Genomic DNA, 12,495 nt, shown 5'->3' with positions numbered 1-12,495 from the left:
AACAGGCAATTGTGCAATGCAGCGTGGCCATTCCGTGGCGGATCGGCGTGGATATGCTGAAAAAACGTCGGGAAAAGGCTGTTCCCGAAAGCGCCGCCCGTGCCGCGCGACAGGAGAAGATTGCGGTTCGGGCCACTCCGGCCTAGGGGCGCGGTATGGAGTCAGCGCCAGAACCAAGCTCGAATCGCCGCGGGTTGTTTGCGCGCCGCAATCGCACGCCGGCAGAGCAAGGTCCCCCGCCCGCCCGCGACCTGGGGCCGCTGCTGATGGTATGGCGCGCGGCCAGCGCCTATCCGGGCAAGCTCGCCTGCGCCTTCCTCGCCTTGCTGGTAACGGCCAGCGCGACGCTCGCCATCCCGTCCGGGTTCAAGCTCATCATAGATCGCGGCTTCGGGTCCGGCGGCGGGGCGGGCGATGTGGCCCGCTGGTTCCAGTATCTGCTGCTGATCGTGGTGGTGCTGGCGATCGCCACCGCCTTCCGCTTCTATTTCGTATCGTGGCTGGGCGAACGGGTGGTCGCCGACATCAGGCTTCGCGTGCAGGACAATCTGCTGCGGCTGGCGCCCGGCTTCTTCGAGGAGAACAGCCCCAAGGAAATCTCCTCGCGGATGACGGCCGACACCGCGCTGATCGAGCAGGTGGTGGGGACCACGGTTTCCGTCGCCCTGCGCAATTTCCTGATGGCGATGGGCGGCACCGTCTATCTGTTCGCCCTTGCGCCCCGGCTGGCCGCGGGCCTGCTGATGGCCATTCCGCTGGTGGTGGTGCCGCTGTCCCTGTTCGGCCGCCGCCTGCGCAATGTTTCGCGCACGAGCCAGGACCGGGTGGCCGATGTCGGCGCCATGGTGTCCGAAGTGCTGGGCGCGATGAAAATCGTCCAGGCCTTCAATCAGGAGCGGCGCGAAGGGCAGCGCTTCGAAGCGGCGGTGGAGCGGACCTTCGCCACGGCGAAGCGCCGCATCCTGATCCGCGCGGTGATGACCGGGGCCGTGATCTTCCTGATCTTCGGCGCCATCACCCTGCTGATCTGGCGCGGCGCGATCGGGGTCGCCAGCGGCGAGATCAGCGGCGGCACCATTGCCGCCTTCGTGCTGACCGGCGGGCTGGTCGCGGGGGCGTTCGGCTCCCTGATGGAGGTCTATGGCGACCTCCTGCGCGGCGCGGGCGCGGCCAGCAGGCTGAACGAGCTGCTCAACGAAAAGCCCGAGATCCTGCCGCCGGCGCGGCCGGTGAACCTGCCCGAGCCGCCCCGGGGCGGCATCGCCTTCCAGAATGTCACCTTCCGCTATCCGACCCGGGTGGAAGTGGCGGCGCTCAAGGATTTCTCACTGGCGGTCGAGCCGGGCGAGACGGTGGCCATCGTGGGGCCTTCCGGCGCGGGCAAATCGACGATCTTCCAGCTGGCCGAGCGGTTCTACGATCCGCAGGCAGGCACCATCCGCATGGATGGGGTGCCGCTGACTTCCGCCGATCCGGCCGAGATCCGCCGGCGGATCGCCTTTGTCCCGCAGGAGGGCATCCTGTTTTCCGCCAATGCGCGCGACAATCTGCGCTACGGCAACTGGAACGCTTCCGACGAGGAGATCTGGCAAGCGGCGGCGGCGGCCAATGCCGAACGCTTCCTGCGCGAATTGCCGCAAGGGCTGGATACCCATCTGGGCGAAGGCGGGGCCCGCCTTTCGGGCGGGCAGCGGCAACGCATCGCCATCGCCCGCGCCCTGCTGCGCGCCGCCCCGATCCTGCTGCTGGACGAGGCCACCAGCGCGCTGGATGCCGAAAGCGAACGGCTGGTCCAGGAAGCGCTGGAACGGCTGATGCGCGATCGCACCACTCTGGTCATCGCCCATCGCCTTGCCACCGTCCGCGCGGCGGACCGCATCGTCGTGATGGAGGATGGCCGCATCGTGGAGCAGGGCACCCACACCGATCTCACGGCTGGCGGCGGGCTCTATGCGCGCCTGGCCCGCTTGCAGTTCGAGGACAATGGCATGCAAGCCGCGGCGGGCATGTGAAGTTTCAAGCCAGGTTCAGTTTCGGGTGACCAGAACGCCGCCCGAAAGCGACCAGAATGGAACCGAAAGCGGGGAAAGACGGCCATGAAGAAGACATTCGCTACACTCACCGCATGCGTCGCGCTGATGGCGGGGCTTCCCGCCCATGCGGACGAGGCCAGGCCGTCCGAACCGGCCGCTGCCCCTGCCCCAGCCACGACCGCGACCACGACCGCCCCGCAGATGAGCTTCGGCAGCTGGGGCATCGACCTCACCCAGCTCGATCCCAAAATCGCTCCCGGGGACGATTTCTTCGACCATGTGAATGCGAAGTGGATTGCCGCCAATCCCATCCCGCCGGAACATTCGCGCTATGGCGCATTCACCATGCTGCGCGAAAAGTCGCAGAAGGACATCCAGGCTCTGATCGACGAATTGCGGGCCGCCCCGCCGGCCCCCGGATCGCTGGATGCCCGCCTCGTCGATGCTTATGAATCCTACCTCGATCAAAAGGCGATAGACGCGGCGGGCCTCGCGCCCGCGCAGCCCTATCTGGACGCGATCGGTTCGGCGAAGACCATCAAGGACCTCGCCTCGCTGTTCGGCCAGCCCGGCTATCCTTCCCCGTTCAGCGCGGGGGTGATGGTCGACGACAAGCAGCCGGACCGCTATATCGTGGGCGTGGGGGTCGCCGGGCTGGGGCTGCCGGATCGGGACTATTATCTCAAGACCGACGAGAAATCCCGCGACATCCAGGCCAGATACCGCGATTACCTCACCTTCCTGCTGGGCAAGGCAGGCTATCCCGATCCGGCCGCGACCGCCGCCGCCGTCTACGATCTGGAATACCGCTTCGCCGAACTCGCCTGGGATCGCACCACCGAACGCAATCGCGACCTGACCTACAACAAGGTCAGCCACAGCGAGCTGCGCAAGCTGGCCGGGCCTTTCCCCCTTGCGCCGATGCTGCAGGCTTCCGGCCTTGGCAAGGTCAAGGAATTCGTCGTCTGGCAATTGCCGCCCGATGCGGACGAAGCGAAGGCGCTGGGCCTGAGCGCGGAGGATGTGGCCAGAATCGGCGGCGGCCTGCCCGCGATGTTCCAGTTGCTGGCGAAAACCCCCGTGGATACCGCCAGGGCATGGATGGCCGCGCAGTTCCTGTCCGGCAATGCGGATGTCCTGCCGTCCGATCTCGATAATGCGCGCTTCGCCTTCTACGGCAAGCTGCTGCGCGGGCAGGAGGAGCAGCGCCCGCGCTGGAAGCGCGCGATCGACACGGTCGAAAGCCAGCTGGGCGAGGCGCTGGGCGAAGCCTATGTCGCGCGGCACTTCCCGCCGGCCAGCAAGGCGGCGATGCTGGACCTGATCGGCAATGTCAGGAAGGCGCTGGCCGCCAGCCTGGCCGAAAATGCCTGGATGAGCGCGCCGACCAAGGCCGAAGCGCAGGCCAAGCTGGACCAGTTCACCGCCAAGATCGGCTATCCCGACAAGTTCAAGCAGTATGAAGGGCTGGCCATCGAACGGGGCAAGCCGCTGGAAAATGCGATCGCCGCCGGGAAATGGGCATGGCAGGACGATCTGCGCAAGCTGGGCGGGCCGATCGACCGCAGCGAATGGTATATGCTGCCGCAGACGGTGAATGCCTATTACGACCCGTCCAAGAACGAGATCGTATTCCCCGCCGCCATCCTGCAACCGCCCTTTTTCGGCCCCGATGCCGATCCGGCCGTCAATTACGGCGCGATCGGGGCCGTGATCGGCCATGAGATCGGCCATGGCTTCGACGATCAGGGGGCCAAGTCCGACGGGACCGGCCTGATGCGCGACTGGTGGACGCAGGCGGATCTGGCCGCCTTCACCGCGCTGGGCGACCGGCTGGCCAGGCAATATGACGCCTTCTGCCCGCTGGATGAGGGCAAGACCTGCGTGAACGGGCGCTTCACGCTCGGCGAGAACATGGGCGACCTGGGCGGCCTCAGCCTGGCCTATCGCGCCTATCGCATGTCGTTGGGCGGCAAGGAGGCCCCGGTCATCGACGGGCTGACCGGCGACCAGCGCTTCTTCCTGGCCTGGGCGCAGGTCTGGCGCTCGGCGGACCGGGAGGATACGCTGCGCCAGCGGCTGCTGACCGATCCGCATTCGCCGGAGCGCTATCGCGTCAATGGGGTCGTGCGCAACATGGACGCCTGGTATCGCGCCTTCGACGTCACGCCCGGCGATGCGCTCTTCCTGCCGCCGGAGGAGCGTGTGCATATCTGGTAGAAATGCTGCATCTGCGAAAAAAATGGCGAGGCACGGCGGCAAGGCCTTGACTTGTCCATGCCTTCCTTCATCACCTGAGGCATATGGATCTGACACTCACCGCCATCCTTCTCGGCATCGTGGAAGGATTGACAGAATTCGTGCCGGTTTCCTCGACTGGTCACCTCATCCTCGCAAGCGAGCTGTTCGGCTATGACGCGCATCAATGGGCGCTGTTCAATGTCGTCATCCAGCTTGGCGCGATCCTGGCGGTGGTGGTGCAATACTGGCCGACCTTCTGGAACGTCGGGATGGGGGTCCTCAGGCTGGAGAAAAGAAGCCTGGCCTTCGTGCGCAATATCCTCCTCGCCTTTCTTCCCTCCGCCGTCCTCGGGCTGGCGCTCAAGGATTACATCGACATCCTGCTCGGCAGCCCCGATGTGGTGGCATGGGCGCTTATCGTCGGCGGCATCGCGATTCTCGGCATCGAGAAGATCGCCAAATCCGGCGAATACCGCGATGTGGCGGACCTGCCCATGAAGCAGGTGTTCGGGGTGGGGCTGGCCCAATGCCTGTCGATGGTTCCGGGGGTGAGCCGTTCCGGGGCGACCATCATGGGCGCCCTCGCCATGGGCATCAACCGCAAGACCGCCGCCGAGTTTTCCTTCTTCCTGGCGGTTCCGACCATGATCGGCGCCTCCACGCTGGAACTGCTCGACAAGGGTCACACCCTGAGCGGCGAGGGCCTGGTCGGATGGGATGAAATCGCGATCGGCTTCGTCGTGTCGTTCATCGTCGCGCTGATCGTGATCCGCGCTTTCGTCGCCTATGTCAGCCGTTCCGGATTCGCGCCCTTCGCGTGGTATCGGATCGTGCTGGGCACGGCCGTGGTCGCCTGGTTCGCCCTGCGCTAGAGCGGTTTCCAGGCAAGTGGAATCACTTGCCGACACGGAAAATCACGGAAAACAGGCAAATTCCAGACGGGTTCCGGTTCAGCCGGAAACATGTCCAGGGCCAGGACCGGACCGCCCCCGCAAGGCGAACTGTCGCAAAATCAGGAACCTAAATCCGCCCGGCGCTTTTCCTTCCGCATAGCAAGGAGGAATTTCGCCATGGGTATCATCTTGTTGATCGTGGTGGGCGGCGTGCTGGGGTGGCTCGCCTCGATTATTATGCGGACGGATGCGCAGCAGGGCATCCTCCTCAATATAGTGGTTGGCATCATCGGGGCGCTGCTTGCGGGCTTCCTGATCAATCCATTGATAGGTGGCGGAAATATCCTCGCCGGCGATTACAGCGCGAGTGCGCTGCTGGTGTCTTTCCTGGGATCGGTCGTATTGCTTGCGATCGTGAATATGCTTCGCCGCGGCGCCATGCGCTGAGCGGGGCAAGGGCTGTCTGGCCCTAGCCGGGGCGGCGCCGCGTGGCCCGCCCCTTTTCCTTAGAGGGGATGAACGATGAAGAAGATTTTCAAACTCGTTATGGTTGGCCCGGTCGCGGCCGCGGGCCTGGCGCTGGCCGCTTGCGACAGCCCGCAGGAAAATGCCGCCGAAGAACAGGCGGAAGCGGTGGACAATGCGGCCGAAGCACAGGCCGATGCCATAGATGCGCAGGCCGACAGCATGACCGGCGCGGCCAAGGAAGCGACGGAAGACAAGGCCGACGCCGTGGAAGCGGCGGGCGATGCCAAGGCCGACGCGATCGAGGATCAGGCGGAGAAGGCCGCGCCCTGATAAGCGGCAGGCGGTATTCCAGATCGAGGGCGGCGTCGGAGCGATCCGGCGCCGTCTGCCGTTGCGCCGCTGGCGCAACCGGCCTTATTCCGCTGGGGGCGGCTCCTGCGTTGGCGCGATCTGCTTCAGCAATTCCGGAGAAGGACGGCCCTGCTCGATCATTTCGGCCGCCTCGTCGAGAGCGCGGGCTTCGCCGATCGTCACTCCGCCCGGCCCGGGATCGTTATCCTGCGCCCCGCAAGACGCCAGCAGCGGGCAAAAGGCGGCTATCGCCAATCGTGTGGCCATCGTTCTCATCGGGAAACCTGCCTCGGCGCCATGAACGGATCGGGGGGCCGATGCACCGTGCCCGCCGATCGAGGCAGGCACGGTGCGAGACGGGTTATTCGGCCTTTGCAGCTTCGCCAGCGGCGGCGGCGGCATCGGCAGCGGCGGCAGCAGCGGCTTCGCCAGCGTCAGCGGTGGTCTGGACGGCTTCCTCCGCCTTCTTTTCGGCGGCGGCGGCGGCATCGCTGGCAGCGGTGGCGGCGGCATCGGCCGCCGTATCGGCGGCAGGCGCCCCGACATCGCCGGCCATGGCTTCGTCTGCCGGCATTTCCACATTGTCGGCCGCAGCATCTTCCGACGCATTGTCGGAGCTGCCGCAGGCGGCCAGCGTCAGCGCGGCTGCGGAAACAAAGGCGGCATAGGCAAATTTCTTCATGTTAGCCCTCTTCCGAATTGGACAGAGCGAGAATGCTTTATGCGTCCTCGCGGAGCGCTGGTTTAGCCAAAGTCGGGGGCAGGAGCAATTGCCATCCCAGGATTTGCAGTTGCAAATATAAAGATGTCTTTATATGAGCAATTGCGATGCAGGTCGAATCCATCATACGCGCCCTGGCGGACCCCACCCGTCTGCGGATGATCCGCCTGCTTGCCCGCATGGAACTCGCGGTCGGCGAACTGGCGCAGGTGCTGGGGCAAAGCCAGCCGCGCGTTTCCCGCCATATCCGCATCCTGTGCGATGCCGGCCTGGCCCAGCGCCGGCGTGAAGGCAGCTGGGTCTTCGTGCATAGCGCCCTGCCCAGCCAGCCGGCCGAAGGGCGCGGCCTGCCCGGCGCGGTGGAGCACCTGCTCACCACCGCCGAGCGCGAGGATATTGCCTTCGCGCGGGAATGCGCGGGCGACCGGCGGCGGCTGGCCGCGATCCGCGCTGATCGCGAAGCGGCGGCGGCGGAATATTTCGCGGCCCATGCGGATCAGTGGGACCGGCTCCGCACCCTGCACAGCGAGGATTCGGTGGTCGAGGCGGCCTTGTCGAAAGCGCTGGGGGAAGGCGGGCTGGGCGACCTGCTCGACATCGGCACCGGCACCGGCCGCATGGCGGAACTCTTCGCGCCGCGCGCCCGCCATGTGACCGGCTTCGACAAGAGCCTCGACATGCTGCGCGTGGCCCGCGCCCGGCTCCAGGGGCTTTCGGCCGAACGGTTCGACCTGGTGCAGGGGGATTTTTCCGTGCTGCCCTTCGCGGACGGCAGCTTCGACACGGTGCTGCTCCATCAGGTGCTGCATTATGCGCAGGCGCCCGAGCGCGTGCTGGCCGAAGCGGCGCGGGTGACGCGCCCCGGCGGGCGCATCGCGATCGTCGATTTCGCTGCGCACGACCGGGAAGAGCTGCGGCAGATCCACGCCCATGCCCGGCTCGGCTTCGGGGAGCAGCAGCTCGCCCAGTGGCTGGCCGATGCGGGATTCGCGCCCGACCCCGTCCACTCCCTGCCAGGAGGCGAATTGACCGTAACGATCTGGACCGGCACACGCAGCGGCGCGCGCCCCGCCCGGATCGCCCCCGAAACCGATAAAGATACCGCGAAAGCAATCAGGCAATGACGACCCAGCACCCATCGAACGAAGCATATGCGGTGGCGGACGCGCCGCTATTTGCCGGCCTGCCGGGCGATATCGGCGTCTCCTTCGAATTCTTCCCGCCCAAGACGGAGAAGATGGAGCATTCGCTGTGGGACGCGATCGAAACGCTCGTCCCGCTCGACCCGCGCTTCGTCTCCGTGACCTATGGCGCCGGCGGCTCGACCCGGGAACGGACCCATGCGACGGTCGCCCGGATCGCGCGGGAGACGAATATTCCGGCGGCGGCGCATCTGACCTGCGTGGAAGCCTCGCGCGAGGAGGTGGATCAGGTCGCCCATGCCTATTGGGAAGCCGGAGTGCGGCATATCGTGGCGCTGCGCGGCGATCCGCCGGCCGGGCCGGGGACCCAGTTCCGGCCCCATCCCCAGGGCTATGCCAATGCGGCGGATCTGGTTGCGGGGCTGCAGCGCATCGCGCCCTTCGACATCTCGGTCGCCGCCTATCCGGAATCCCATCCGGATTCTTCCGATGTCGCGGCCGATCTCGACAATCTGAAGCGCAAGCTGGATGCGGGCGCAAGCCGGGCCATCACCCAGTTCTTCTTCGAGCCGGACACTTTCTTCCGCTTTCGCGACGCGGCGGCGGCGGCGGGCATCGACACCGAAATCGTCCCCGGCATCATGCCGATCACCGGCTTCGCCGCGGTGGAGCGGATGAGCAGGCTGTGCGGCACCGCCATTCCGGCCTGGCTGGCCGATCAGTTCGCCGGGCTGGACGAGCGGCCGCAGGCGCGCCAGCTGGTCGCCGCCACCCTGGCCGCGGAGCTTTCCCGTCGGCTCTATGCGGGCGGGGTGCGCCATCTCCATTTCTACACGCTCAACCGGGCCGAGCTGAGCTATGCCATCTGCCATCTGCTGGGCGTGCGGCCGGGCCGGCACGAGCGGAGCATCGCGGCATGAGCGGCGCCGAAGCGGAGCTGCGCGCGCGCGCGGCTGAAAAGATCCTGGTGTTCGACGGCGGCTACGGCACCGCGATCCAGGGCTATGGCCTGAGCGAGGCGGATTATCGCGGCGATCTCGCTCTCGAGAAGGACCAGAAGGGCCATAACGACCTCCTCTGCCTGACCCGGCCCGACGTGATCCGCGAGATCCACGACGCCTATCTGGCCGCCGGCGCGGACATGATCGAGACCAATACCTTCAGCTCCACCCGGATCGCCCTGGCCGATTACGGCTGCGAGCACATGGTCGCCGAGATCAATCTCGCCGCGGCGAAGCTGGCGCGCGAGGCCTGCGATCTGACCGCTTCGCGCGATGGGGTGCGCCGGTTCGTGGCCGGCTCGATCGGGCCGACCAACAAGACCCTGTCGATCTCCCCCGATGTCAACGATCCCGGCTTTCGCGAAGTCGATTTCGACACGCTGAAGGACGCCTATCGCGAGCAATGCGATGCACTGATCGCGGGCGGGGTGGATTTCCTGCTGGTCGAAACCTGCTTCGACACGCTGAACGCCAAGGTCGCCGGGATGGCCGCGCGGGAAGCGGCCGAGGCCGCCGGGCGCGAGGTTCCGCTGATGCTGAGCTTCACCATCACCGACATGAGCGGGCGCAATCTTTCCGGCCATACCATCACCGCCTTCTGGTATAGCCTGCGCCATCTCAAGCCGCTGACCATCGGCGCCAACTGCGCGTTCGGGGCGGACAAGCTGCGCCCCTATCTGGCGGAGCTGGCCAAGGATTCCGACGCGCTGATCCTGGCCTATCCCAATGCGGGCCTGCCCAACGAGCTGGGCCAGTATGACGAATTGCCGGAACGCACCGCCGAGCTGATCCGCCAGTGGGTGGACGATGGGCTGGTCAACATGGTGGGCGGCTGCTGCGGCACCACGCCCGCCCATATCGCCGCCATTGCGCGCGCCGTGGCGGGCGAGCCGCCCCGCCGCATCCCGCAGGTCGAGGTGAAGACCCGCCTCGCCGGTCTCGAACCCTTCACGATTGCCGCCTGATGACCCAAGCCAGCACCGCCCGTTTCGTCAACATCGGCGAACGCACCAATGTCACCGGATCGGCCCGCTTCAAGAAGCTGGTCATGGCGGGCGATTATGCCGCCGCCGTCGAAGTCGCGCGCCAGCAGGTGGAGAACGGCGCGCAGGTGATCGACGTCAACATGGACGAAGGCCTGCTGGACGCGGTCGAGGCCATGACCACCTTCCTCAAGCTGATCGCCGCCGAGCCCGACATCGCGCGGGTTCCGGTGATGATCGACAGCTCCAAGTGGGACGTGATCGAGGCCGGGCTGAAATGCGTGTCGGGCAAGCCGATCGTCAATTCGATCAGCATGAAGGAAGGGGTGGAGCCGTTCCTCGCCCAGGCGCGCAAATGCATGGCCTATGGCGCGGCGGTGGTGGTCATGGCGTTCGACGAGACGGGCCAGGCCGACACCAAGGAACGCAAGGTCGAGATCTGCTCGCGCGCCTATGGGCTGCTGACGGGGATCGGCTTTCCGCCCGAGGACATCATCTTCGACCCGAACGTGTTCGCCGTGGCCACGGGCATTGAAGAGCATAACAATTACGGCGTGGACTTCATCGAGGCGGTGAAGGAAATTCGGCAACGCTGCCCGCATGTCCATTTCTCCGGCGGCCTCAGCAACCTCTCCTTCAGCTTTCGCGGCAACGAGCCGGTGCGCCGCGCGATGCATTCGGTGTTCCTCTATCATGCCATCCCCGCCGGACTGGACATGGCGATCGTCAATGCCGGGCAGCTGGACATCTACGACCAGATCGACCCGGCCCTGCGCGAGGCCTGCGAGGATGTGATCCTCAATCGCGTGCCCGCGCCCGGATCGCCTGCCGCGAAGAACGGGCAGACCCCGACCGAGCGGCTGATCGAGCTGGCCGAAAGCTACAAGGGGCAGGACAAGGCGGAGGACAAGGCGGCCGAGGAGTGGCGCGGCTGGGATGTCGTGCGCCGGCTGGAACATGCGCTGGTCAAGGGCATCGACGCCTATATCGTCGACGATACCGAGGAAGCCCGTGTTCAGATCGCCAGCGCCGGCGGCCGTCCGATCGAAGTGATCGAAGGCCCGCTGATGGGCGGGATGAACACGGTGGGCGACCTGTTCGGCAGCGGCAAGATGTTCCTGCCGCAAGTCGTGAAATCGGCGCGCGTGATGAAGAAGGCGGTCGCCTATCTCTTCCCGTTCATCGAAGCCGAGAAGGTGGAAGGGCAGAAGGCCAAGGGCCGGATCGTGATGGCCACGGTGAAGGGCGACGTCCACGACATCGGCAAGAACATCGTCGGCGTCGTGCTCCAGTGCAATGGCTACGAAGTGATCGATCTCGGCGTCATGGTGCCCTGGGCCAGCATCCTGCAGGCCGCCAACGAGAACGACGCGGACATCATCGGCCTGTCCGGCCTCATCACCCCCTCGCTGGACGAGATGGTGACGGTGGCCGAGGAAATGCAGCGGGCCGAAATGGATATTCCGCTGCTGATCGGCGGGGCCACCACCAGCAAGGTCCACACCGCGCTGCGGATCGAGCCGGCCTATACCGGCCCGGTGATCCATGTGCTCGACGCGTCGCGCGCGGTGGGCGTCGCCAGCCAGCTCCTGTCCGATACCCAGCGGGACGGTTTCGTGACCGCCACCGCACAGGATTATGCGAAGATCCGCGAAGCGCGCGCAGGCAAGGGGCAATCCGCCCTGCTGACGCTGGAGGAAGCGCGCGAAAACGGCTTCCGGGCCGATCCCGCCGCGAAGCCGCCGCCGCCACTGCAGCCGGGGCAGCATGTGTTCGAATCCTGGGATCTCAAGGATCTCAGCGAGCATTTCGACTGGACCCCGTTCTTCCGGGCCTGGGAACTGGCGGGCACCTTCCCGTCCATCCTCGATGACGAGATCGTCGGGGAAAGCGCGCGCAGCCTCTATGAGGATGCGCAGAAGATGCTGCGGACCATCATCGAGGAGAAATGGCTGACCGCGCGCGGCACCTGCGCCTTCTGGCCATGCCATCGCGACGGCGACGACATCATCCTCGACAATGAAGGCGCGGCAGGCGGAACCCGCATCCCCTTCCTGCGCCAGCAGGTGAAGAAGAGCCGGGACCGCGCCAATTTCTGCCTGGCCGATTTCGTGGACCCGGCCGGGGACTGGATCGGCGGCTTCGCGGTGGGCATCCACGGCAGCGAGCCGCATCTGGAGCGGTTCAAGGCCGCGCATGACGACTATTCCGACATTCTGCTGAAGGCATTGGCGGATCGCTTCGCCGAAGCCTTCGCGGAGCGGCTGCACCTGCATGTGCGCACCACGCTATGGGGCTATGCCCCGGGCGAACAGCTCACCAACGAAGCGCTGATTCGCGAGGAATATCGCGGAATCCGCCCCGCTCCGGGCTATCCGGCCTGCCCCGACCACAGCCTCAAGCCGATCCTGTTCGACCTGCTCAAGGCGCAGGACAACGCGGGGATCGTCCTGACCGAAAGCCAGGCGATGCTGCCCACGGCCGCAGTCAGCGGGTTCTACTTCGCCCATCCCGAATCCTCCTATTTCGGGGTGGCGCGAATCGGGCGCGACCAGCTGGAAGATTATGCCCGGCGGCGCGGGATCGATCTGGCGACGGCGGAGCGCTGGCTGCGGCCCAATCTCGACTAAGCGCCGTTTGCGCGCTAGCCTGCATCCGGAAC

Annotated in this window: 11 protein-coding genes; 9 read left to right on the top strand and 2 right to left on the bottom strand. The window is 66.1% G+C overall.

Annotated features, from left to right (window positions below; all coding sequences use genetic code 11):
• Nucleotides 1-155 precede the first annotated feature (155 nt).
• The 5 genes from U8326_RS14890 (at nucleotide 156) to U8326_RS14870 (ending at nucleotide 5,965) form a co-directional block, all read left to right on the top strand.
• Complete coding sequence (locus tag U8326_RS14890) at nucleotides 156-2,012, top strand: ABC transporter transmembrane domain-containing protein (protein ID WP_416385492.1); 1,857 nt, start codon at nucleotides 156-158, stop codon at nucleotides 2,010-2,012.
• Between the two features lie 84 nt (nucleotides 2,013-2,096).
• Entirely contained in the window at nucleotides 2,097-4,253 is a 2,157-nt protein-coding gene (locus tag U8326_RS14885) for a M13 family metallopeptidase (protein ID WP_324741194.1), read from the top strand.
• A gap of 83 nt (nucleotides 4,254-4,336) precedes the next feature.
• Complete coding sequence (locus U8326_RS14880; protein ID WP_324741192.1) at nucleotides 4,337-5,146, top strand: undecaprenyl-diphosphate phosphatase; 810 nt, start codon at nucleotides 4,337-4,339, stop codon at nucleotides 5,144-5,146.
• A 198-nt stretch (nucleotides 5,147-5,344) separates the two neighbouring features.
• Entirely contained in the window at nucleotides 5,345-5,614 is a 270-nt protein-coding gene (locus tag U8326_RS14875; protein ID WP_324741190.1) for a GlsB/YeaQ/YmgE family stress response membrane protein, read from the top strand.
• A gap of 75 nt (nucleotides 5,615-5,689) precedes the next feature.
• Nucleotides 5,690-5,965, top strand: a complete 276-nt coding sequence (locus U8326_RS14870; protein WP_324741188.1) for a hypothetical protein — start codon at nucleotides 5,690-5,692, stop codon at nucleotides 5,963-5,965.
• Nucleotides 5,966-6,049: 84 nt separating this feature from the next.
• On the opposite strand, the gene U8326_RS14865 is transcribed toward U8326_RS14870, so the two are convergent.
• Entirely contained in the window at nucleotides 6,050-6,262 is a 213-nt protein-coding gene (locus U8326_RS14865; protein WP_324741186.1) for a hypothetical protein, read from the bottom strand.
• Nucleotides 6,263-6,347: 85 nt separating this feature from the next.
• Nucleotides 6,348-6,668 carry a hypothetical protein gene (locus U8326_RS14860; protein ID WP_324741184.1) on the bottom strand — a complete coding sequence of 107 codons (321 nt, stop codon included), beginning with the start codon at nucleotides 6,666-6,668 and terminating at the stop codon, nucleotides 6,348-6,350.
• 146 nt (nucleotides 6,669-6,814) lie between these two features.
• On the opposite strand from U8326_RS14860, the gene U8326_RS14855 reads away from it, so the two are divergent.
• From U8326_RS14855 to metH, 4 genes are read left to right on the top strand one after another with little or no spacing between them, the layout of a single operon-like run.
• The gene (locus tag U8326_RS14855; RefSeq protein WP_324741182.1) at nucleotides 6,815-7,831 is read left to right on the top strand and encodes a metalloregulator ArsR/SmtB family transcription factor; all 1,017 of its coding nucleotides are present in this window, start codon (nucleotides 6,815-6,817) and stop codon (nucleotides 7,829-7,831) included.
• Nucleotides 7,828-8,769: a methylenetetrahydrofolate reductase [NAD(P)H] gene (metF, locus tag U8326_RS14850; RefSeq protein ID WP_324741180.1), complete on the top strand. Its 942-nt coding sequence runs from the start codon at nucleotides 7,828-7,830 to the stop codon at nucleotides 8,767-8,769. Before U8326_RS14855 ends, metF begins: the two co-directional genes overlap by 4 nt.
• A complete protein-coding gene (locus U8326_RS14845; protein ID WP_324741178.1) occupies nucleotides 8,766-9,815 on the top strand; it encodes a homocysteine S-methyltransferase family protein in 1,050 nt (349 codons plus the stop codon). The genes metF and U8326_RS14845 overlap by 4 nt, the downstream gene beginning before the upstream one ends.
• Nucleotides 9,815-12,463 (top strand): methionine synthase, encoded by a 2,649-nt coding sequence (metH, locus tag U8326_RS14840; RefSeq protein WP_324741176.1) that lies wholly within the window; start codon nucleotides 9,815-9,817, stop codon nucleotides 12,461-12,463. Before U8326_RS14845 ends, metH begins: the two co-directional genes overlap by 1 nt.
• Nucleotides 12,464-12,495 lie beyond the last annotated feature (32 nt).

The organism is Tsuneonella sp. CC-YZS046 (assembly GCF_035581365.1).
In the GTDB taxonomy this organism is placed as follows: Bacteria; Pseudomonadota; Alphaproteobacteria; order Sphingomonadales; family Sphingomonadaceae; genus JAWKXU01.
Note: the sequence above shows the minus strand (reverse complement) of the source record. Positions and strands in the feature narration are given on the sequence as shown.